The sequence below is a fragment of the Vibrio sp. 10N.239.312.C11 genome, assembly GCF_041466065.1.
GTDB lineage: Bacteria > Pseudomonadota > Gammaproteobacteria > Enterobacterales > Vibrionaceae > Vibrio > Vibrio tasmaniensis_A.
Genome location: NZ_JBFSRZ010000013.1, coordinates 74,846 through 99,404, shown reverse-complemented (window position 1 = coordinate 99,404; position 24,559 = coordinate 74,846). Strand labels below are relative to the sequence as shown.

The following is a 24,559-nucleotide window of genomic DNA, read 5'->3' as shown; positions in this document are numbered from 1 at the left end:
TCCCAGCCAAATATCCGTTCAGGTTCAAGCAATAATGCTTATCCGAACGGCATTAGACCTTATGGCCTGCCCTTATGTCTTTCGTTTTATCTAATCACTAATCTGTCGACATGCAGTTTAGATTCAATAACATCAATTCACGAAGTGCTACTGAGAACTTGGCAAACTCATGAACCGAACCTACTTTGAATTCATTGAGGATACTTTCCCAACGATGTAGAGAAACAGAGTTACTTTCCATCCAATCATCAAGCGCTTTAATCACATCGATGTCTGAAGCACAACCGCAGTTAAGCACTTGGCCAGTAAGCTGACGTTGCTGCCAATCCAGATCTTCTCTGAATGCTGCACGCGCTAGTGCTTGCCAGTTGTTATCTACAGCTTGACCATTGATTTGCTTCAAGAACCAGTGCAGAGACAAACGATCGCCAAGGTTGAAGTAAAGCTTCGACGCTTGTTGTACTGTTTTACCCGTCTCACGAGCCACTGTGGATATATCCAGTGCCGAGTACAAGCTAGACAAACGCGCAACCGAATTAGCCAATTCAGCGTTTACGCCTTGGTCAATCCATAACTGTGCCATTGCGTTATGCTCTTCTACTTCAGAAGCCACTAGGTTTTCATCCAGTTTCTCTGTGATAGTAAGAACATCGCCTTGGTAAAGTTCAATCAATGCTTTCACTGACTGTTTACCAGTACGGTTTCTTAACAACCAACGTGCCAAGCGACGAAGTGTACGGCGAACATGGTAGATCAATTCATATTGAGCTTCAGAACTTGAAACATTATCCAGTTCACGGATACTCTTCAGAACATGGCCAAGACCGTAGATTTCACGTGATGCTGCGTAAGCATTGGCAATATCAACGATATTTGCGCCCGTCTCTTCTTGCAGACGAGTAACGAAGTTACAACCCATCTCGTTAACCATTTGGTTAGCCAGCGCAGTCGCGATGATTTCAGAACGTAGTGGATGGTTATCCATGTGCTGAGAATAGTTACGACGTAACGCGGTTGGGAAGTATTGCATAAGCTGTTGAGCATGGAATTCATCATTAGCGATATCATCACTAACAAGATCTTCTTTAAGCACCATTTTACCGTAAGCGACAAGTACAGAAAGCTCTGGTCTTGTTAGACCTTGGCCTTGCTTTTCACGCTCAAGCAGTGTTTCGTCATCTGGGATGTATTCCAAACCACGATCCAAGTACCCTGCTTTTTCCATTGTATGAATAAAGCGGATTTGCTCTTTTACTAAGCCAACACCTTGATGCTCAGTAACCGAAATAGACTCAGCTTGGCAATATGCGTCGTCTAGTACGATTTCGCCCACTTCATCTTCCATTGATTCAAGCACTTGGTTACGTTGCTTAACGGTTAGATCACCATTAGACACCAAACCATTCAAGAAGATCTTAATGTTTACTTCATTATCCGAACAGTCAACACCACCAACGTTATCAACGAAGTCAGTATTAACGCGGCCACCCGTCAGCGCATATTCAATACGACCCAATTGAGTCATACCCAAGTTACCGCCTTCACCAACAACCTTAGCTTTCAGGTCACGGCCATCGATACGAAGCACGTCATTTGCACGGTCACCTACGTCAGTATGAGTCTCGTTCGAAGACTTAACGTATGTACCGATACCGCCATTCCAAAGAAGATCAACCTGCATAGACAAGATCGCTTTGATCAAGTCATTTGGTGCCATTGATGCTTTCTTAGTACCTAGCATTTTCTGAATTTCAGGCGTCAGAGAGATAGACTTCGCTCGACGAGAGAAGATGCCACCACCTTGAGAGATAAGGTCTTTGTTGTAATCTTCCCAGCTTGAACGAGGAAGATTAAACAAGCGCTCACGCTCTACCCAGCTTGATGCTGATTCTGGATTCGGGTCGATGAAAATATGCATGTGGTTAAACGCAGCTTGCATACGAATATGCTTAGACAACAGCATGCCGTTACCAAATACATCGCCCGCCATATCACCGACACCGATAGCGGTAAAGTCCGTTGTTTGACAGTTGATGCCCATTTCACGGAAGTGACGTTTGACAGATTCCCAGCCACCTTTCGCCGTGATACCCATGGCTTTATGGTCATAACCGTTAGAGCCACCAGAGGCAAATGCATCGCCTAGCCAGAAATTGTATTCAGCAGATACTGAGTTTGCTAGATCTGAGAACGTTGCGGTACCTTTATCGGCGGCAACAACCAAATACGGATCATCTTCATCGTGACGAACAACACTCTTAGGTGGAATAACCTCACCTTCAATGATGTTGTCTGATACGTCTAGTAATGCACGGATGAAGCGCTTGTAACAACGTTGACCTTCAGCGAAAATTTCATCACGGCCAGACATAGTGTGTTGACGCTTACAAACGAAACCACCTTTTGCACCAACAGGTACAATTACTGTGTTCTTAACTTGCTGTGCTTTAACTAGGCCTAGAATCTCAGTACGGAAATCCTCTTGACGGTCTGACCAACGTAAACCACCACGAGCGACTTTACCGCCACGTAGATGCACACCTTCAATGTCTGGTGCGTAAACGAAGATCTCAAACGCAGGAACCGGCGCTGGGATATCTGGGATCTCGCTTGGTCTCATTTTCAGAGCCAACCAAGGTTTAGACTGTTTGTTGTCGTCTAACTGATAGTAGTTAGTGCGAAGCGTTGCTGTGATCATTTCCATGTAACGACGAATGATACGATCATCATCCAAGCTTTCTACATGATCCAACTGTTCAGTGATCTTCTTAATAAGATCTTGTTGGCCTTTCGCGCTACCCTTTAATTTAGGATCAAAACGCTTGCCGAATAAGCTCACTAACCCTTTCGCTAGATCTGGGTAATGAGACAATGTGTCTTCAATGTATTGTTGGCTAAATGGGAAACCCACTTGGCGCATGTAACGCGCATACGCACGTAAGATTGAGATTTCACGCCCAGAAAGAGCAGCACCCAATACCAAGCGGTTAAAACCATCGCTGTCTAATTCACCTTCCCAAATAGCAGCAAAGGCTTGTTGGAATAGATCGCGCGCTTCACGAAGATCAATCGTCTTGTCACTCTTATGCAGCATCGAGAAATCAAGGATCCAATAAGTCACCCCATTGGTCTTGCGTACTTCATAAGGTGATTCACCAATAACGCGCAGGCCAAAATTTTCAAGCATTGGCATAACATCAGACAGGTGAATAGGCTCATCACTATGGTAGAACAGCTTCAAACGAACAGCTTTAGAGTCTGCTGCCTCTTCTTGAGGGCGGTAGAAAAGCATGCCCAGTTTGTTGTCTTCACTTAGTGCTTCTAGACGCTCGATATCTGCAACCGCAGAACCAGGCATCATGTCTTCTTTGTACGAACGTGGGAATGCACGCATGTACTCTTTCGATAACGGAAGACCTTTGCTCTCACCGAAGTTAGCAACGATTGATTCAGACAGGCGGTCATCCCACGTAGACGATACTTCCATTAAATTTTGCTCAATTGTTTTCACGTCCACATCCATGTTGTTGTTATCAACACGAACAATATAGTGCGTTCTTGCCAGTGGGCTTTCAGAGAAGTATGTCGTGAATTCGACCTCTTCTTCGCAACCGAAATACTGCTTCAAGATGCGTTGGGTTTGACGACGAAGCTCGGTGTTGTAACGATCTTTGGTAACGTAAACCATGCAGCTAAAGAAACGGCCAAACGGGTCTTTGCGAACAAACAAACGCAGAAGATCGCGATCTTGCATTTGAACTACGCCAGTACCGACTTCTAGCAATTCTTCTTCACGAGCTTGAAGCAGTTCATCTCGCGGGTAGTTTTCTAGAATGTTGTGCAGAGCTTTGTAAGAGTATGAACCTTCACGGTAACCACTCGCGTCTAAGATACGCTCTACTTTCTCGCGAACAAGAGGAATCGTTTCAACGGTTTGGTTATAAACGGCAGAGGTGTAAAGACCAGTAAAGCGGTGTTCACCAATGACCTTACCGTTCTTATCGAACTTCTTAATACCAATGTAATCATTGTAAGCTGGGCGGTGAATGCGTGAAGCCGTGTTGCCCTTGGTTACGATAAGTACATACGGTTTTTTCGCTTCTAAGCGTGCCGAGTCAGAAAACTCAGACAGCTTAACGTTACGCACACGATCTGAATTCGCAAACAAACCAAGGCCTTGCTCCTTGGTCGGTTGTAGTTCTGTGTCGCCATTTACAGAAACAAGGTCATATTCCTTGTAACCCATAAACGTAAAGTTGTGCTCGCCTAACCAACGAAGAAACGCCAACGTCTCATCAAAACGTTGACCGTCTACAGGAATGCTTTCTTTTTGCTTTTCAACTTGATTGGTTACTTCCTCAAGTTTTTCAACCATCTTCAGCCAATCGTTCACGACTAAACCAGTATCGGTAAAGATATCCAGTAGTTCCGTTTTGAGCGCTGTCATTTCAGCTTTGCTGCTAAGACGGTCTACTTCGATATGGAAAAGCGATTGGAATGCACCTTCGTTATTGCTCACGCCGACAACACTGCCCTTATCAGAGCGAGAGATTTGAGTTGGATTATGAAGCATAAGGTGAGAAGAAAGGTCTAGGCGAGTCAGCGCCATTTTTACAGAGTCTACAAGGAATGGGCTATCTGGTACGACTATCTCTACGATAGTGTGAGTAGATTGCCAACCTTGACGACTTACTGTCGGGTTAAAAACACGAACAGAGATTTGGTCAGCTTTCTTTTCATTGATGTGATGCCATAAGCTAACTACAGCACCGTATAAATCGGATTCGTTTCTCTGAGTTAGATCGTCGTGAGAAACATTACTAAACAAGTGTTGAGCAAGTTGAGTTACGAGAGGTCGATGAGCAAGGTCAAGTTTGTCTTGAATCAGTTTGTAAACTTTTTCAAGTAAAACTGGAACCACAGTTTCACGTGCGGTCATAGTCACACTCCACAATTAGAATTTTATTTTATTATTAGGGGGCTTACTTAAGCTAGCGTTTGAATCAAGCCTTCAAGGCCAGTTCTACTAACGAGTTAAGCAAAGGTAATGCATTCATTTATTGTAAAAGCATTATTGATAAATAGTTAATTATTTTAGAGGTGGTAAGAGGTGAAATGTTTGATTATGTGATTAAGATTCCCTTTAACTCACTAGGCACGCCAAGCTTTACAGAGCTTCCAACTTAATAAACTTATTTTTTTGGTCAGTTGTTAACCTAAACTGCCCTCTAACCCCTATTTGTGTAAGAAATGGTCTGAAGCGAGTTGCAGGTAGCTGTAAGCGTAACCCTGTTGTTGTTATCACTTGAACTTTACTTGCGGCACCCGAGTAGCTAGCCAAAAACTGCTGATATGAGATGTTAAGTTGGAAAATATAGCGATTCATACGATACCTGTATAAACATACAGTGCCGGTGTTTTTGGCACTTAACGATGTCTGAAAGTGAAACTGAGCTTGAAACTGCTCTAGCTTATCGAAAATTCGATAAACCAGAAACAAAAAATCAGTGGCAGATATTCTCTACCACTGATGACTTTTCGTTACTAGTAAACTGTTTATTAGCAAAACCTCTTATGATAAATCAGTTACCTGAATAAGCGGCTGACTTAAGCCTCTAGTGCTTTTGCCACTTTCTCGAATAAGTCTTTTGCAAGGTTGTCCATGTTCTTCAGCGTCTCAAGTTCTTTTTTGATTAGAGCTTGGCGTTCATCATCGTACTTACGGAACTTAAGTAGCGGGTCAATCAAGCGCGAAGCCACTTGCGGGTTGCTGCTGTTCAGCTCACGTAGGATCTCGCCAGCAAACGCATAACCTTGTCCTGACTTGTCATTGAATTGAACCGGGTTCATGTTTAAGAACGAACCAACCAAGTTACGAGTGCGGTTCGGGTTTTTCAAACTAAACGCTTGGTGTGACATAGACGCCTTGATCACTTCAAGTGCGTTTGAACTTGGGTTCGTTCCTTGAAGAGCAAACCACTTGTCCATGACAAGACCATCGTGTTTCCACTTGTCGCTGTAATCCGCCATTAAAGTTTCACGACATGGGAGTTGAGCACTGTTCGCCGCGCCCATTGCTGCCATTGTATCTGTCATGTTGTTTGCTTGCTGGTACATAGCGACAACCAAGTCATTACCCTTTTCAGTATGAGCCAAGTAACTTAGACAAACTTTACGCAGAGTTCGCTTACCAATTGAATCATGGTCAATCGTGTATTCTGTTAGTGCGTGACTGTGGTAAACCGCAGCAAGTTCATCTTCGAGCTCTTTCGCTAGCGTCACTTTCATCGCTTTCAATACAGATGCAACCGCATCGATATCGACACGCTCATACCAACCAGACACTTCATTATGACTTGGTAGAGAAAGCATCTCTGCAATAAACGCTGGCTCTAAAGAATCACTAAGCAGTACGCCACGGAATGCATCAACAACAGAAGCTGAAAGTTCAAACTCTTGACCTTGTTGAACCTTCTCAACGTTACTGCGGATGTACTTAGCCAATAGCATTTGTCCCGCATCCCAACGAGAGAACTCATTGCGAGCATTCACCATCAGGAAGATCAGCTCTTCATCTGAGTAATCGTATTCCAATTTCACTGGCGCAGAGAATTCACGAAGTAGCGATGGGATCGGTTGCTCTGAAACGTTTTCAAACACAAACGTTTGTTCCGCTTCTTTCACATCAAGTACATTGTGAACTGGCTGACCGTTACATTGTAACCCAATCACTTCACCCGACGCGGTGTATAGCTCGATGTCTAGAGGAATATGCAGAGCTTGCTTTTCCGTTTGCTCATGAGTTGGAGCCGTTACTTGGCGAGTTGTTAACGTGTACTCTTTTTTGTCTGCGTCGTAGTGACTTTCAACAGAAAGCGTCGGCGTACCAGATTGGCTGTACCATAAACGGAACTGAGACAGGTCAACGCCCGACGCATCTTCCATTGCAGCAACGAAATCTTCGCAAGTTGCAGCGGTACCATCGTGACGTTCAAAGTAAAGCTTCATGCCTTTTTGGAAACCTTCCTCACCCAACAATGTGTGGATCATTCGGATCACTTCGCTGCCCTTTTCGTATACAGTCAATGTGTAGAAGTTGTTCATTTCTATCACTTTTTCAGGGCGAATTGGGTGAGACATTGGACTTGCATCTTCAGCGAATTGTGGCCCGCGAATAATACGAACATTGTTGATTCGGTTTACTGCGCGAGAACCAAGATCAGATGAGAACTCTTGGTCACGGAATACGGTTAAGCCTTCTTTTAAGCTTAGTTGGAACCAATCGCGACATGTCACTCGGTTACCGGTCCAGTTATGGAAATATTCATGACCGATTACCGCTTCGATGCCTAGGTAGTCGGTGTCGGTTGCTGTTTGGTCGTTCGCTAAAACAAACTTAGAGTTAAATACGTTCAGACCTTTGTTTTCCATCGCGCCCATGTTGAAGAAATCAACAGCTACGATCATGTAGATGTCTAAGTCATACTCAAGATTGAAACGCTCTTCGTCCCACTTCATTGAGTTAATTAAAGAAACCATCGCGTGGTTCGCACGGTCCAAATTGCCTTTGTCGACAAAGATTTCTAGGTCAACTTTGCGGCCTGATTGTGTGGTGTAAGCGTCACGAAGTACATCAAAGTCACCGGCAACAAGAGCAAACAAGTAAGCAGGTTTTGGATGTGGGTCTTGCCACTTAACCCAGTGACGACCATTTTCAGCATCACCTTCATCTATACGGTTACCATTACTAAGTAAGAATGGATTTTCTGCTTTGTCTGCGATTACCGTTGTGGTGAATTTTGCCAATACATCAGGGCGGTCCATGTAGTAAGTAATACGACGGAAACCTTCAGCTTCACACTGAGTACAGAATGCGCCACCCGACTTATACAAACCTTCAAGTGCACTATTCCCTTCAGGATTTACTTCCGTCACGATCGTGAGTGTGAAATCTTTCGGTAGTCCGCTCAGTGTCAGTTGAGTTTCAGATTGCTCGAATTGCGTCCACTCTTGACCCTCAACTAAAACAGAAACCAACGTCAAACCTTCACCATCAAGTACTAAGGTCGAACTATCTTTCTCTTGCTTAACACTAGACACCGCCGTAATGATGGACGCTGAATCGTACAAATCGAAAGTAAGATCGATTTGAGAAATAGTGTGAGATGGTGATTGATAATCTTTACGATACTTGGCTTGAGGTGTATGTGCCATGACGGGTTCCTTTTGATCGTTATACGTAATTGTATTTTAACTGTATATATCTAAAGGTTGAGCGCCAAGAACACAAGGGGAATATTGAAAAAAGGAGGCATTGTAGTAAAACGCCTCCATGTTTTGCTATTTTATCAACCAAATTAGGAAGGAACGGCTAATAAATGAACTATGATCCATATTATCAACAAGCCTGACTTTGCGCATCCAACTCATCATTAACGAATACGATTGAGTACTGCAAACATGTCGCCTTCTTCACCTTGAAGCGTCAAGACGTCGCTGTTTAATGTGTAACGAGTACCATGCTCGCCATTTTCATACAGAAGCACCAATTGATCGCCTTCTGTGTAATACACCCCTCGACGAACAACTTCACTCCCCACTTCATCGGACACTCTGAACATAAATACAAAGTCAGGTTGAAGCACTAAATCCATTTTTTGAATATTACTCGCGCGCAAGTCGCTTCCGGACAATTCGGCGCTTGACCATATTCCCGCCAATGCATTTGGTAAAGCCTTGGTGAACATAACACCGTTGAGGTTCAACATATTATGGTTACTGCTATAGGCGTAAACTTGAGGTTCAGAGGTGTTTAAACCCAAAATAATGGTATCTTCATTGGCGTTATACAAGCCTTCCCAATGGTCGACACTGTAGTCTTTCTTTTGAATATCAATGGAGAATGAATAATTTGAATCAAGGGTTAGCTTTATCGCTCTAAAATTTTCAGTACCTTGTTCAGGATCTGGGTTCATCAAATACCAATCACCAAGCAGTAAAGGAAGGTCAAAATGAGATAGATTGCTGTCACTTTTTGATTGCTGCTCGCTTGAAGCGACCTCACTCCCAAAAGCAACAAAACTTAAACAAGATAAAAATAGTAGAATCCATTTCATACGCGCCCCCTCGTTTTCTTTAAGCTTAGGCACGTAATGAATAGAAAGCGAAAAAACTTGATCCAAGTCACTAAATTTTAAGTGCAAAGTAACTTAAATGTCATTATTCGACACAAAACAGAGCTAAATAACCCTGAACATTGAGTGTTCTTTGCGACAGTCTCAACGGTTACAATCAGGTATTCCTGTCAAATCATAGACACAAAAAAAGCGAGCCTAGGCTCGCTTTTTAAATTGTGCATCTTTAAACAATCACCTTTTAACAGGTATTTGCTCTATTTCTTGATCATATCCAGCATGATAGCAACAGATTCATCAAGATAAGCATCCGGGGCTTCGTAGTCTTTAGGGATATCATCCAACGTTTTAAATGCCTCTAGCTTAGCGGCTTTTTGACGTTGATTGATACGCTCTAGACGAAGCTCATCCCCATCATCACTCTCTTGTTGACGTACTTTTTCGTTCAAAGAAAGGTCGTTATCATCTTTATCAGCCTTATATTTTTCAATATCTTGCGCGATAAAGCCAAACTCCATGTCTGTCGCAATACGAGCTTGGTGTTGAGCGGTTAAAGCAGCAACCTGCTCATAGTTACGCTGTAACACTGAATAGTTAGCTTTATCTATGCTATCCCAAGGCAGAGCATTATCTTCAACACTTTCACCAGTATCTGCTGGATCAATTGCCGTTGGGTAAGCAATATCAGGCACTACACCTTTGTTTTGCGTACTTCCGCCATTGATTCGGTAGAATTTCTGGATGGTGTATTGAACGTAGCCTAACTCTTTATCGAACAAATCATAAATATGATTCAAAGAGCGGTGTTGTTGCACCGTTCCTTTACCGAAAGAGTTTTCACCAAGGATGATTGCACGACCATAATCTTGCATCGCTGCTGCAAAGATTTCAGATGCTGAAGCACTGTAGCGATTCACCAATACCGTTAATGGACCTTGGTAACTAATTTCGCCATCAGTATCACTGTTCACTTTTACACGACCGTAGCTATCACGAACTTGAACAACGGGCCCCTCTTTGATAAACAAACCAGAGAGTTCGGTTGCTTCCGTTAGTGCACCACCACCGTTGTTTCGCAGATCAACAATGATACCTTCGACACCTTGCTCTTTAAGTTCGGTGATCAGTTTATCAGTATCTTTAGAAAGGCCAACATAGAAGCTTGGTACTTCTAGTACGCCAATCTTCTTGCCATCTTTCTCGATAACTTCTGATTTAACAGCGCGGTCTTCTAAGCGAATCTTATCGCGTACAATTGTGACAACGTGACTTTTCGCATCTTTACCATCTGGCAAGATCTGTAGCTTAACTTTAGTCCCTTTCGGTCCTTTAATTAATTGCACTACATCGTCTAAACGCCAGCCGATAACATCAACAATATCTTCGCCATCTTGACCAACACCAACAATACGGTCACCATCACTCAATTGCTTGCTGTTTGACGCAGGGCCACCAGCAACGAGAGATCGGATAACGGTGTAGTCGTCTGTCATTTGAAGTACAGCACCAATGCCTTCTAGAGATAGATTCATCTCAGACTGGAATTGCTCTGCATTTCTTGGAGAAAGGTAACTGGTATGAGGATCAACTTCTCGCGCGAATGCGTTCATGTAGATCTGGAAAGCATCTTCGTTGTGCGATTGCGTAATACGCTTCATCGCATTGTTGTAACGCTTTTCCAAAACTTCTTGAATCTCTGGCCACTCTTTACCTGTAAGTTTTAGATTCAACGCGTCGTATTTAACACGCTTCCTCCAAAGCTCATTCACCTCAGCGATATCTTTTGGCCATTCCGCTTCGCTACGATTGAGCTCAATACTTTCATCAGTATCAAACTTAATCTCAGTATCTAGTAAAGACAGCGCATATTGGAAACGTTCAAAACGCTTCTGCATGGACAAATTATAAACATCGAATGCAATTTGGTTATTACCGGCTTTCAGTTGGTCATCAATTTGTTTAGATGAAGTAGCGAAAGAGTCAATATCAGCTTGAGTGAAGATATTACGGTTATAATCCAACATCTCTAAATAACGATTAAAGATAGCTTGGGAGAAATCATCGTTGAGATTGAAGTGTTTATAGTGGGAACGAGTAAATCGAGAAGTAACACGTTTACTAGCAGTTTCGTGTTGAACCTCAGGAGCGAGTAGAGGTAAATCGTCCTGATTTAATTTGGCTTCAAGAGCCTGAGCTGAAGCTGCTAGCAAAAAGCTAGCAGCAATCAGTGTCAATTTTGAACGGCATTTCATGCGTAGGAGTATCTCCTTTAAGCGCGCAAGTGCTCCGCTTTAACAACCATTTGTAGGCCGTTTGCTAACTGAACACGCACATCTTCCTTATTGATTTCAACAATGGTCGCAGCCATGTTTCCCGTACCCATGTTCACATTTACTTCTTTACCAGTGATAAATTCATCGGCGTTCAAAGCGCGTGTTTCTACAGGCTTTTCTACTTTCGGTGCTTTAGGCGCTTGACGACGAGGCTGTTGAGCTTTCTTCGCTTTAGCTTTCGCTTTGCCTTCGTCACGAGCTTTCTGTGCTTGTTCTTTACGACGAGCCTGAACTTTCGCTTTGCTTTCTGCAAGTGTCGCTTTAGCGTGCTCAACGTGCTCTTCTTCTAGTGTGCCACATACGTTGCCGTCTAGGTCAACACGTTCTGCGCCAGCTTTTACGCCGTGCAGGTAACGCCATGATGATGTGTACTGTCTTAACGCTGCACGAAGCTGAGTCTTACTTACTTTTTCGTCTTCATTGAGACGTTCAGCAAGATCTTGAAAAATACCAATTTTAAGTGGTTTCGCTTCACCTTCTAGAGTAAAGCATTTAGGGAAACATTCAGCAACATATGCGATAACTTCTTTGCTGTTTTTTAACTTTTCAGTGTTTTCCATGTGGGTTCCTGGTTTTTGCGGTTTTCCGCGAGCATTAAGAAAATATTTTTACGTATTATAGAGAGATGCTTGGGAAAAACCACAGTAAGAGAATAATTTATGCCTTGTTCGCGTGCGAATTAAGCAGCTTTTCCACTTCTGCCATGAAAAATGTTAATCCGTCCTCGTCAATTTGAGAAAAACGGCCAACATTTGGGCTATCGATATCAAGAACGCCCGCAATTTTCCCGTCAATCGAAAATGGTATAACGATTTCTGAGTTACTTGCAGCGTCACAAGCGATGTGTCCTTCGAATTCATGAACATCATGAATACGCTGAACTGTATTCGTCGCGACCGCAGTTCCACACACACCACGCCCTACCGGAATTCGAACACAAGCTGGTTGACCTTGGAATGGGCCAAGCACAAGTTCGTCTTTTTCCTTAGATTGGTCCTGCTTCATTAAATAGAAGCCTGCCCAATTTAATTCATCCAACTCCATGAATAATAATGAGCTGATATTAGCTAGATTAGCAGTTAGATCGGGTTCTGATTCAATTAATGCAACGGCTTGTTTGGTTAAGCGTTGGTAATGTTCTATTTTCATATTAACTTCCAATTAAATTGAGACTTCCATTATCAAGAGAACGCAGTAAAATGCGGCCATCAAACTAAATAGGACTTATTCTCATTACAATGACCAATTCAGAAGACACTATTAGCCGTTCTTGGTTAATAACTCAAGTAAAAAAACACAAGTCCAAATTACTGTTTGCTAACATTATTGCCATACTTGCAACTCTCATTAGTGTCCCTATCCCGTTGCTCATGCCATTAATGGTTGATGAAGTATTACTTGATAAGCCGGCTTCTGGCTTAGAGATGATGAACCATCTACTTCCGACATCGTTGCAGACACCAACTGGCTATATTGCACTGACTTTGCTGTTAGTCATAATCATGCGTACTGTTAGCCAAGCGTTGAACATTCTACAAGGGCGTCAATTCACGCTTGTCTCTAAAACAATTACCTATCAAATGCGCAGTAAGATGATAGATAAGCTTGGCCGCATTAGTATTAGACAATACGAGACCAAAGGCAGTGGCGGTATTAATGCTCACCTGATAACAGACATAGAGACAATAGATAAGTTCATTGGTTCGACTCTATCTAAGTTCATAATTAGCTTCTTAACCGTTTTCGGTACCGCTATCGTGTTGCTATGGTTAGAGTGGCGTTTAGGACTGTTCATTTTACTGGTCAATCCTGTTGTGATTTATTTCTCCCGTAAACTAGGTAGCAGAGTTAAACACCTTAAAAAGTATGAGAACCAATCTTTCGAGCGCTTTCAAAACCGTTTAGTGGAAACCTTAGACGGTATTTACCAACTGCGTGCGGCAAACAAGGAACGTATCTTTCTCGATGAACTTAAGGTTCAAGCAAACCAAGTGAGAGTCGATGCAGACAAATACGCTTGGCAATCAGAAGCTGCTGGCCGTGTTTCGTTTCTGCTGTTCTTATTAGGTTTCGAGCTTTTCCGTGCCGTCGCGATGCTAATGGTGTTATTCAGTGACTTAACGATTGGTCAGATTTTCGCGGTATTTGGTTACTTGTGGTTTATGTTAGGCCCGGTACAAGAGCTGTTAGGGATTCAATTCTCTTGGTATAGCGCAAAAGCAGCACTTCAGCGCATCAACGACCTTCTTCAGTTAGAAGAAGAGAAGCGCCCTATCAGTAAAGTGAACCCATTTAATGAAGATCAAGAAGTGACAGTCGACATTGAAGACGTTACATTCTCTTACACATTAGAAAACACTGTTTTAAATAGGCTGTCGCTGCACATTCCAGCAGGTAAGAAAGTCGCTTTGGTGGGTGCGAGTGGTGGTGGTAAATCTACGTTAATCCAGTTACTGATTGGTGTTTATCAAGCGGATTCTGGATGCATTCGTTATAACGGCGAAACCACCGACGACATCAGCTTCGATGTAATACGCAGTCAAATTGCCGTTGTTTTACAACAACCTATACTTTTTAACGCTACATTAAGGCATAATCTGACGCTTGGTGCTGAATACGATGAAATGTCGTTGTGGCGTGCACTTGAAGTCTCTCAAATGCAAGATGTCATCAAGCAACTGAGTAATGGCTTAGATACACAAATTGGTAGGAATGGCGTTCGACTGTCTGGCGGGCAACGACAACGCTTAGCGATAGCCCGAATGGTGCTGAGCAATCCTAAGTTTGTTATTCTAGATGAAGCGACATCAGCACTCGATACAGCAACAGAGTCAGCACTGCATAAAGCGCTGAGCGAGTTTTTGAAAGATCGCACAACTTTGATAGTGGCTCATCGATTATCAGCGGTGAAACAGGCCGATCTAATCTATGTTTTAGAAGATGGGCAAGTTACACAGACAGGAACACATGGTGAATTGGTTGAACAACAAGGATTATATCAAACACTCTATGGCAGTGTGCAATCGCACGCCTGATGTTTATTGTTCTATAGATTTAAATCAGTGTTGTTCTAGGCATTTAAATCAGGTTAAAAGTCTGATTAGTGTTTCATCTTGGGAGGTCGCGTGACCTCCCCATCCGTAACCAACTCTTTATCAACTAAGCAGCAGTTATCGACTCAGCACCAGTGCGATAGTAGCTCTGTTCGTCTGTGTCAGGGCTGCGAACTTCCCGTTGATAAAATGGAAATCCCTTTGGGGAAATCCGCTTACTGCCCAAGATGCGGTACTCAGCTTTATAGAGGCGGCACCCCTAGCCTGTCTGGAAACCTTGCAATCGCTATTACCTGCTTATTGCTGTTTATCCCCTCACACTTTTTTGAATTCATCAGTATTCGCCTGATTGGTGTCATGATACCTGCGACGTTACCATCTGGCGTATTTACTTTAATGGGTGAAGGCTTCCCTCTACTTGGCTTGTTGATCTTATTCTGCAGTTCGATCGCCCCGTTACTTGTTTGTACCTCGGTACTCATCACCCATTTATCCTTGCGCTTTAAGATTTTCACACCATTTCGTTATGCATTAGCTATCATTCAGACACTTAAGCACTGGATGATGTTGGATGTATTTCTGGTGAGCGTGGCAATCTCGTGCTTCAAATTACAAGATTACTCAGATATTTTCGTCGGCCCTAGTTTAGTTGGTCTGATTCTACTGCAGCTTTTCAGTGTGTTACTGGTAAGCCGAATCAGTGTGCGTCGCTACTGGGAAGCTTGGGCTCAAGAGTCTCACTACTCTTTTGATAAAAGTAAGAACGTACACTGTCATAACTGTCACCTGTCTCAGCCTGATGGGCACACTTGCGTGCGTTGTCACCATGACTTATATCATCGCAAACCCTACTCTGTACAAAAGACATGGGCTCTACTTTTTGCCGCCTCAGTGGCTATCGTGCCGGCCAACGTCATTCCAATTTCTATCGTGATAACAAACGGGCAAAGACTAGAAGACACCATCATCTCCGGTGTCGCTTCGCTAATTAATAGCGACATGTATGGCATCGCAGCAATCATTTTTATTGCCAGTATCGTCGTGCCTGTCGCGAAAATACTTGGTCTAACGTATATCTTAATTTGTATCAAAATGAAGCGTGCGGTTTACCATAGACAACGTATGACCATCTATTTCATTGTGAAATGGGTGGGAAAGTGGTCGGTAATGGATCTGTTCGTTATTTCGATCATGATGACCTTGGTCGACCGTGGACAAATTTTAAACTTTACACCAGGTTATGGTGCAGTCGCTTTTGGCGTCGTGGTTGTTCTCACGATGCTAGCGGCGGAAAGCTTAGATCCTAGGCTAATTTGGGATAACTACACCTCTAAAGATGAGTCAGTGAATGAACAACGATAACCAATCACAAACGTCATATTCACCAGAAGTCAGGAAAAACAAAGGTATTTCCCCTTTGTGGATCCTGCCGATACTAACCGTCGCACTAGCGGGTTGGTTGGTCATGAAATCGATACACGATGCAGGACAACGTGTGCAGATATATTTCTCAGATGCCGCAGGTTTAGTCGCAGGTCGAACGACAATTCGCTACCAAGGCTTAGAGGTAGGTATGGTGCGCGACATTACCTTGTCCAAAGATTTATCGAGCATCTATGTCGATGCTGACATCTACCCAGAAGCGAAAAAGCTACTCTCAAAAGGCACGCGTTTCTGGCTCGTAAAACCAACAGCAAGTTTATCTGGTATCTCAGGGTTAGATGCGCTTGTTTCAGGTAACTATATTGCTATCCATCCTAGCGAAACCAAGCAAGAACCAGAAACCGTTTTCCAGGCCTTAGAATCATCCCCTTCTGACTTATTGGCTTCGGAAGGCCTGAATATTTCATTGACGACCAAAGACCTGGGAGGGGTGTCTGTTGGCTCTCAAATCGTTTATCGTAAAATTCCAATTGGTGAGGTTTACAACTACCAGCTAAACGACAACGCAAAATCAGTGACGATTCAAGCGGCGATTAAAGATGAATACAGCCACATCATTACCGACCAAAGCCGTTTTTGGAATGTCAGTGGCTTAGGTGCCAGTATCGGATTTTCTGGTGTCGACGTACGCTTAGAAAGCCTCAGTGCTCTGCTTGGCGGTTCAATTGCGGTCGACTCTCCGGGAGAAGGTCAACCCGTAGAGATGAACACCAAATTCAAACTTTACCCAGATTTGAAAACAGCCGGTCGTGGTATCTCGATCAAGATAGCCGTACCCGACGACAACAAGATCAGTGCAACGGGCGCTCCGATCATGTATCGAGGCATCGAAATCGGTCAAATCACTGACCTATCTTTAAGCGAAGGGCGTGAAAACGTCGTTGCATCGGCTGCAATCCAACCGGCATTCAGTGACTTTTTAAATAGCGGCAGTCAATTCGTTTTAGAGGAAGCTGAACTATCACTTACTGGAATGAAAAATATTGCCAACTTAGTCACGGGGAATTTTCTAACCTTGGTTCCAGGTGAGGGTGAAAAAGCGCGTCGATTTACTGCGATTCGCAAAAATGAGTTCAGTCAGGAACAAGAAAAATCCGTTGCGATTCGCTTAACATCGAACAATTCATTCGGGTTAGATGTCGGTACACAGTTACTCTACAAAGGCATTGCTGTTGGCTCTATCATCCAAGTGGGTTTAGTCGATGGTGTGGGAACTGGCTCTGATAAGCACGAAGTGTTTATGGATGCGCTTGTCGATAACGAATATGCTCACCTAATCAAAAGCCATAACCGTTTCTTTGTGACAGGCAGTGCGACTGCAGAGCTAACCGAATCAGGCTTGAGTGTTACGGTCCCACCAGCAAAACAACTTCTTACTGGCTCAATTAGCTTTGTTAGCGAAGGTCAGTCGAAAGCACGAACTGACTATCAGCTTTTCCAAAGCAAATCGTTAGCAGAAATCGCCAAGTTTAATCAGTCTGGCTCAAAGACGCTTTCGTTGTTTGCGAGCGAGCTACCTTCAATTTCTAAAGGAAGCCCACTACTCTACCGCAACCTACAAGTGGGTAGCATTTCTGATTTTCAGCTTGTCGATGGTGGCGTGAGAATCAAAGTCACGATCGAAAATCGTTACACACACTTACTCAATGAACATACTGTTTTCTGGAACCGCTCAGGCGTTGAGATCGATGCGTCGCTATCGGGTATCAGTATTAAAGCAGCACCCGTTAAAACGCTTATTCAAGGCGGTATTGCTTTTGACTCTCTTCCGGGAATAGACAACAAACTCGGTGATGTGTGGAAACTTTATAAAGATTCGAAATCCGCGCGAAAATTTGGTCGTGCGATTACGATTACCTCTTCAGGCGATCAAGAAGTCAGCAAAGGCATGGCGATCAAATATCAAGGCGTCACCGTCGGTGAGGTTACCTTGGTGATTCCTAACTTCAATAAAGGCGGTATTGAAATTACTGCGCGTATTTTACCTGAGTACGTAGACAAGATTGCCGTTGCGAAGAGTCACTTCTGGTTAGCAGAACCTGAAATCGGCCTCAATGGCATCAAAAACGTCTCTGCACTGCTCTCTAAGCACATCAACGTAGACCCGGGCAATGGTGACATAAATACGAAATTTAAGCTGAGCAAGGGGCCAGTGCAGCCTGAAGGCAAGATATTCCAGCTACAAAGCGAAACGCGAGGCTCGGTATCAGAGGGCACACCGATCCTATTCCGAGAACTAGAAATCGGTAGTGTAATCGATGTTCAACTAGGCGAGTTTGCTGACCGAATCATCTCTACGATTCAAATCGAACCTGACTACGCGTATCTGATCCGCGCAAACACCGTGTTTTGGAACGTATCTGGTGTCGATGTCTCTATCGGTCTCTCTGGCGCAAACATCAAAGCTGGAACGGTAGACAGCTTGTTAAGAGGTGGTATTACATTCTCAACGCCACCGACCAATGAACTTCAGCCAGTGGCAAACGAAGATCAGTCTTTCTATCTCTATCCTAAAGCCGAAGATGAGTGGAAATCATGGAGAACCGCAATTCCTCGCCCATAGAGTGAACCCTCAGAAGCTCCATGCAAATTAATACCGCTTAACAAAGAATAATTCATCATCAAAATGCAGCCATTCGGCTGCATTTTTGTTGTTTGCTATAAATATGGTTTAGGACGGCCTCATTTTGCTTTAAACTCCCCCGCATTAATGCAATAAATCGAGACACTCTTTTGCACGCTAACGTATATATTCCTGAAGAATTCCTAACGCACATCGAATCAATCATGCCTAGTCATCTAGATATGGCTTCTTTTGTCGCGTCATGCCAAAAACCACTTCGTAAAAGTATTCGAGTCAACACATTGAAAATCAGTGTTGAGGACTTCTTAGTACGAGCAAAAGAGAAAGGCTGGGAACTGGAACCTGTACCTTGGTGCGAAACGGGGTTTTGGATTACAGCTGATGAAAGTGAAGCGCCACTAGGTAATACGGCAGAACACATGTCTGGCCTTTTCTATATCCAAGAAGCCAGTTCTATGATGCCACCGTCAGCACTTTTCCAAGGTGGGGCTGACTACCAAGCCGTATTAGACACTGCGGCTGCACCCGGTTCTAAAACAACGCAAATCGCGGCGCTAATGAATAATCACGGCGTATTGGTTGCCAATGAATACGCAGCAAGCCGTGTGAAAGTCCTTCACGCTAACATCGAACGTTGTGGTGTTCGTAATGCCGCTCTAAGTAACTTTGATGGTCGAGTTTTCGGTGGTTGGTTACCAGAACAGTTTGATGCTGTGTTGCTAGACGCGCCCTGCTCTGGTGAAGGTACGATTCGCAAAGACGCTGATGCGATGAAGAACTGGACGTATCAATCTGTAGTCGATATTGCTGACACTCAAAAAGATCTGATCGAAAGTGCTTTTCATGCTCTCAAACCTAACGGCGTGCTGGTTTACTCAACCTGTACGTTAAGCACGGAAGAGAACCAACAAGTGTGTCACCATCTAAAAGAGACCTTTGGTGATGCGGTAGTGTTCGAATCTCTTGAATCACTATTCGACAATGCTAAAGCAACCACGACAGAAGAAGGCTTTCTACACATTTTCCCACAAGTGTATGATTCAGAAGGTTTCTTCGTTGCACGCATCCGTAAACTAGCGTCTGTGACACCACCAGAAGTGAAAAAACGTCTGGGCAAATTCCCATTTGAAAAAGCGTCAAAGAAAGCTCAACAAGAAGTCGCTGAACATCTGCTGGGCACACTCGATATCGAACTACCAAGTGATACTCAAGTTTGGATTCGTGACAAAGACGTTTGGCTATTCCCGGAAGCGCTAGAACCTATGATCGGTGAGTTCCGTTTCTCTCGCATGGGCATCAAGATCGCTGAAACCCATAAAAAAGGTTACCGCTGGCAGCACCAAGTCGCGACAACGCTCGCAACAGGCAATGAAGCCAACATTGTAGACCTTAGCATTGAAGATGCTCGTGAATGGTTCATGGGACGCGATGTTCGCCCTGAAGGCTTGTCAGGCAAAGGTGAAGTACTAGTGAAGTACAATGGTGCAATCATCGGCCTTGGTAAGTGGGTTGGCAACCGAGTGAAGAACGGTTTACCACGCGAACTCGTGCGTGATAAGAACCTATTCTAAATAGCTTTCGGGCTTAACGGCTTAACGGCTTAACGGCTTAACGGCTTAACGGCTTAACGGCTTAAAGAATCGCACAAACAAAAAGCCCAAACAATGTTAATTGTTTGGGCTTTTTGTATTCTACCAGTCATGTAACTCAATGTGCGAGCGCTTGTAAATCAACGACTAATTATACAAACATCAATTCAAGTCACTATTTCAAATAAGAAAAATCGCACTTTAGGGAATCTAAACTAGACTTCAACCTAATAGTCAAAAGATTGAAACGATTAGCGTAGGCTCTTCGGAGCCCTTTCCCCTAAGCCCAAACAGGAAGGTTTGGGCTTTTTTTTGACCGAAAGGATCGCTTATTTAACTAAGCTGATACCTTCTTTGTCGATAGTGATCTTGCCAGATTTGTACAAACCACCAATTGTCTTCTTGAACGTACCTTTACTTGTTCTGAATGCAGAGAAAATAGCTTCAGGAGAAGACTTATCATTCAAAGGCAGGTAACCGCCCTTCTTCTCAAGAAGATCCAGAACCTTAGTGCTTAGGTCATCCATCTTAGCGACACCAATTTTCTGAAGAGACAAATCGATCTTACCGTCTTCTTCACGAACGTTTTTAATGTAGCCTTTTAGTGTCTTACCAATAAACAGCTTACCGATGATGTCTGATGGGAAAATCATACCCCAGTGTTCACCGTTCACGATCGCTTTGTAACCAAGTTGGCTGCGCTCAGCGATAATGAGATCGACTTGCTCATTTTGCTTATAAGTCGCAGGCGTGTTGTCTAACCATTTGTTGAACTTCGTTGTACCAACGATACGGCTCGATGCTTTATCGATATACACATATACTAAGATTGACTGGCCTTCGTTTAAACGGCCACGCTGCTCGCTGAAAGGAACCAGAAGATCTTTGCCTTTCACACCCCAGCTCATGAATGCACCGGTGCTGTTTACACCTTCAACCGTCATCAAACCAAACTGCCCTACTTGAGCGATTGGTTTTTCAGTTGTGGCAGCGATCTGGTTGTCAGAATCAATGTATAAGAAAACATCTAGCTTTTGACCAATTTCAACACCTTCAGGAGTAAATCGTTTCGGCAGCAACACCGTTCCATAGTCGCTCGCGTCAAGGAATACACCGAAGTCTGCTTGTTTTACTACTTCTAGGTTGTTTATTTGACCAATATTAATCATCAAGATTGTCTCTACTTTAAATTTGGCGGTGATTATACGTGATCTCTGATATGCTTTCGCTAGTTTCATTCATATTTTTATATTCTAGGAGACATCGTTGATCACCGTTGATAAACAAGATGCGATAACACTTAAAATTAACCATGCGATGGCGAAGACCAAAAAACTCGATATGGATGTTTATCTATTCATTCCCGGTGAACTCGGACTGACTCCGGAAGTACTTTCTGAAAGTGCCTTCTTCTACAGTTCAATTACTCAAAAGCGCGCTTACTACAGTGATAAGACACTATTACCATTGGTACACAGCCGCTTGGCAAAACGCGGACGCTTATCGACGACACAGTATCGTGTGAGTTTGAGTTTGTTCGCCTATCAATACGTGATTGCTTTAGATAAAGCCGTGAGCAGCTTGAACAAGACAGATAGTGACGACGTAACGGCTGATGACGTCGATGAAGTCATCGAACTGGCTTTGGATATCCTCAAGAAGCTTCGTCGTAGTATTCCTTATGAAGAAAACCTAAAGCGCTATTATGCCAATATTGATAATTACCTTTCTTGGTACACGGAGCAAAAGTTCTTATCTTTGGTATCACATATGCCACGTGGCAGTGAATACTCGACGATAAAAGAGCGACTCTTGACGCTTTGTGAAAAAGAGACCGCCCATCGAAAACTTAATCGCTATAACTCAGCGAAGGTACGAGAAGACGTAACACGTTTGAGCAACAAGATGCGACTGTTGCGACGTTTGATCGAACACCCTATCGTCCTCAAAGAAAAGACGACATCAATGGGTAAGAACGTGAAGAGAGCTGTTAAAGGCATCGCCACAGGCTTGGTCATGGTGGTAGTTACCACAACCGTTATATTAGCTCGCGACTTTCTAGGAGAGATTACTGCATCTTTCATCGTATCGATGTCATTCATTTACGCTTTGCGTGAAATCTTCAAAGATGATTTAAGAGACATACTGTGGCGTTGGCTGCGTAAAGGCAAACCCAAGTGGAAGCGTCGCTACTTTGATCCAACAACCAATAAATCTGTCGGCCATAAGCTTGAATGGTTGGACTACGCGAATTTTTCTAAGTTAGCAGACCGTATTCAATCAATACGCAAGAAGCGTGTTGTTCAACGTGAAGAGCAAATTTTGCACTATCGTTCGCATACAGAAATGTCGACATCGACATTCATGAGTGGTTACGAAGAGACTCGTGAAACGGTATCGATCAGCCTCAGAGCACTGACACGCTTAATGGACAAGGGTTCGAATAACGTATATCGCATGAATGAAGGGCAAGTAAGCCGAGAATCAGTAGAAAAACGCCACCTGCTCAACCTGATCATCAAAGAGAACAATCACGATGATGAGCCTACTTATTACCGCTGGAAAATAGTCATGAACCGTTCAAAAATCGTTGATATCGAGCAAATCACTCAAGAATCATAACATTGTTAGGGCGTGCGGTACGGTATGTGGGTATTCAATTCACATACCGCACTTCCACTTGTTCAACGACTTCTGTCGAACTATGATCTTCAGATTCAGCCCAACCTTATACTTCGGAGCTATTATCTAGCTGGGACTTTCTTAATCGAAAGTGTTAGCGTGAATTCCGCCATTGGTTCGTCGCCATGCAAAGACGGGCAGGTCGCTATGATGGTCACTGGTTGATTCACACGCTCGCCAGTAGACATGGTTTCTGCCAACATAGTGTTGATCAGCTCACCATCGTTACAAGTGAAGTGTACGTCACCTTCTGGACGCTTCAAGAAATTACCTGTCACCTCTTTAAATGCCAAAGAAATCTTTTCGCCCTGCTGCTGAGATTTACTCATAGCAAGGAAACCACCTGCTACGTCAGCTCCCACAGCTAACACACCAAAATACATACTATTGAGGTGGTTCTTAGTTCGCCTTTTGAGAGGAATTTTCACTTCAACATGTTGATTATCCAGCGCGAGCAGTTTTGGTCGACATAGCCAGATCAGAGGTACTTTGAAAAAGCCAAACATGCTCAAGTAGAAATTTGCTTTTTGTAGAGGGGTCAGCATTCGGATTACCTAGTCAAATAAGTCATCAGACCAGTTAATCGATTAGCGATGTACATGTCAAAAAAATGTTACAAAAAAGAGATATCATCGCATAATGATATCTCCATTTTTCTCTAAGCTTTAGTGACTTAGATAAACTCAAACAGCAAGTTGATTTATCTAAACAATAAGCTGGTTTATGCAGTGATGACTGTTTCTACACCTTCGAGATCCGCAATGAACCCTTGTAAGCGCGGGTAGTCCACCAAGCCTTGAGTCACAAGCAGGACGGGCTTCTTTGCGTTCAGCGTTGCTTTAACAATCATACTCAATAAGGTAATAACCGCCTCGTTTTGAGGATCAAAAGCGTGTTGCTGAGCTTCATTGTGCTTGTCTACACCTAAAGTGAAAGACGCTAAGCTATCAACGTTCACCACAACACCATCGAAGTAATGAAGTAACCTTTCGCTTAGTAGCACAGCAGACGGCACATCGCACGAGAACAGAACTTTCAAGCCATTAAGCCCGCGTGGTAAGCCTTGCTCTGCAAGCAAATCAATAATCTTAGCGGCATCGCTTAATGCCCGTACATACGGTACAACCACTTCAACGTTAATACCCTGCTCTCGCAGCACTTTAATAACCTGACACTCTAAAGCGAAAGCCTTGCTGTACTCGGCTGTCGCATAACGCGCAACCCCACGAACACCTAGTGCCGGGTTTATCTCTTCGGCTTCACAGCTACCACCAAGTAGCGAACGGAAGCCATAGCTATCAGCACTACTTAACGCAATACGAACAGTGGCGTGGTTTGGCTGAACGGCTGCTTGAATGGCAATAACCAAGGTCGAAACAAAATGCTCATCGACTGTTTTATCGCCAAGGATCGCATCTAAAGAGGTTTTTTCGATATCAGTCAGTGTTTCTAAATGACTTTCAATACTTGGATGATAGAAGACACGATCCATGACCAATTCAGATAATGAAACGTATAAATGGTTGGAATTATTATTATCGTTGTAAGAAGGCAGCACATCACCTAAGACAAGTTCTGGGTGCAAAGTGCTTTGATTTTCTTGAGTCATTGCTGCTCCAGCATTTTTATGTTGTGTTCAAACGAAAATACCGATAGCTGCCTGTTAATACAAGTGAAAATCCCCCATTTGACGTTGGCCTGCTGATAAAAATGAGAATATTAGCAATAACAGAGATAACTT

Annotated in this window: 15 protein-coding genes; 5 read left to right on the top strand and 10 right to left on the bottom strand. The window is 43.5% G+C overall.

Annotated elements, in window-relative coordinates; translation table 11 throughout:
- Window positions 1-97: 97 nt before the first annotated feature.
- The 7 genes from AB6D07_RS08340 to AB6D07_RS08310 all read right to left on the bottom strand — a co-directional run bounded on the left by AB6D07_RS08340 (window position 98) and on the right by AB6D07_RS08310 (window position 12,616).
- Complete coding sequence (locus tag AB6D07_RS08340; RefSeq protein WP_017104320.1) at window positions 98-4,939, bottom strand: NAD-glutamate dehydrogenase; 4,842 nt, start codon at window positions 4,937-4,939, stop codon at window positions 98-100.
- 228 nt (window positions 4,940-5,167) lie between these two features.
- Window positions 5,168-5,386 (bottom strand): DUF2835 domain-containing protein, encoded by a 219-nt coding sequence (locus AB6D07_RS08335; RefSeq protein WP_004733645.1) that lies wholly within the window; start codon window positions 5,384-5,386, stop codon window positions 5,168-5,170.
- 221 nt (window positions 5,387-5,607) lie between these two features.
- Entirely contained in the window at window positions 5,608-8,214 is a 2,607-nt protein-coding gene (gene pepN / locus AB6D07_RS08330) for an aminopeptidase N (protein WP_017104319.1), read from the bottom strand.
- Between the two features lie 218 nt (window positions 8,215-8,432).
- The gene (locus tag AB6D07_RS08325) at window positions 8,433-9,116 is read right to left on the bottom strand and encodes a hypothetical protein (protein ID WP_012603881.1); all 684 of its coding nucleotides are present in this window, start codon (window positions 9,114-9,116) and stop codon (window positions 8,433-8,435) included.
- 275 nt (window positions 9,117-9,391) lie between these two features.
- The gene (gene prc, locus AB6D07_RS08320; RefSeq protein ID WP_017104318.1) at window positions 9,392-11,386 is read right to left on the bottom strand and encodes a carboxy terminal-processing peptidase; all 1,995 of its coding nucleotides are present in this window, start codon (window positions 11,384-11,386) and stop codon (window positions 9,392-9,394) included.
- 17 nt (window positions 11,387-11,403) lie between these two features.
- Window positions 11,404-12,027, bottom strand: coding sequence for an RNA chaperone ProQ (gene proQ / locus AB6D07_RS08315; RefSeq protein ID WP_009846654.1), 624 nt, complete (start codon window positions 12,025-12,027; stop codon window positions 11,404-11,406).
- A gap of 97 nt (window positions 12,028-12,124) precedes the next feature.
- On the bottom strand, window positions 12,125-12,616 hold the full coding sequence (locus AB6D07_RS08310) for a GAF domain-containing protein (protein WP_009846653.1): 492 nt from the start codon (window positions 12,614-12,616) through the stop codon (window positions 12,125-12,127).
- A gap of 89 nt (window positions 12,617-12,705) precedes the next feature.
- Between AB6D07_RS08310 and AB6D07_RS08305 the strand changes: the two genes are divergently transcribed.
- The 4 genes from AB6D07_RS08305 (at window position 12,706) to rsmF (ending at window position 20,118) form a co-directional block, all read left to right on the top strand.
- Window positions 12,706-14,502, top strand: coding sequence for an ABC transporter ATP-binding protein (locus AB6D07_RS08305; RefSeq protein ID WP_017104317.1), 1,797 nt, complete (start codon window positions 12,706-12,708; stop codon window positions 14,500-14,502).
- A gap of 78 nt (window positions 14,503-14,580) precedes the next feature.
- Window positions 14,581-15,882, top strand: a complete 1,302-nt coding sequence (locus AB6D07_RS08300; RefSeq protein ID WP_017104316.1) for a paraquat-inducible protein A — start codon at window positions 14,581-14,583, stop codon at window positions 15,880-15,882.
- On the top strand, window positions 15,869-18,526 hold the full coding sequence (locus AB6D07_RS08295; RefSeq protein ID WP_012603877.1) for an MlaD family protein: 2,658 nt from the start codon (window positions 15,869-15,871) through the stop codon (window positions 18,524-18,526). The genes AB6D07_RS08300 and AB6D07_RS08295 overlap by 14 nt, the downstream gene beginning before the upstream one ends.
- Window positions 18,527-18,696: 170 nt before the next feature.
- Window positions 18,697-20,118 (top strand): 16S rRNA (cytosine(1407)-C(5))-methyltransferase RsmF, encoded by a 1,422-nt coding sequence (rsmF, locus tag AB6D07_RS08290; RefSeq protein WP_017104315.1) that lies wholly within the window; start codon window positions 18,697-18,699, stop codon window positions 20,116-20,118.
- Between the two features lie 347 nt (window positions 20,119-20,465).
- Here the strand turns inward: rsmF and AB6D07_RS08285 are convergent, their stop codons facing one another.
- Window positions 20,466-21,374, bottom strand: coding sequence for a S1 RNA-binding domain-containing protein (locus AB6D07_RS08285; RefSeq protein ID WP_009846647.1), 909 nt, complete (start codon window positions 21,372-21,374; stop codon window positions 20,466-20,468).
- A 28-nt stretch (window positions 21,375-21,402) separates the two neighbouring features.
- On the opposite strand from AB6D07_RS08285, the gene AB6D07_RS08280 reads away from it, so the two are divergent.
- Complete coding sequence (locus tag AB6D07_RS08280; RefSeq protein WP_012603874.1) at window positions 21,403-22,758, top strand: hypothetical protein; 1,356 nt, start codon at window positions 21,403-21,405, stop codon at window positions 22,756-22,758.
- A gap of 122 nt (window positions 22,759-22,880) precedes the next feature.
- Here AB6D07_RS08280 and AB6D07_RS08275 read toward each other — a convergent pair whose 3' ends face one another.
- Window positions 22,881-23,363 carry a PaaI family thioesterase gene (locus AB6D07_RS08275; protein ID WP_009846645.1) on the bottom strand — a complete coding sequence of 161 codons (483 nt, stop codon included), beginning with the start codon at window positions 23,361-23,363 and terminating at the stop codon, window positions 22,881-22,883.
- 176 nt (window positions 23,364-23,539) lie between these two features.
- On the bottom strand, window positions 23,540-24,427 hold the full coding sequence (locus tag AB6D07_RS08270; RefSeq protein WP_017103473.1) for a putative PEP-binding protein: 888 nt from the start codon (window positions 24,425-24,427) through the stop codon (window positions 23,540-23,542).
- Window positions 24,428-24,559: the final 132 nt, after the last annotated feature.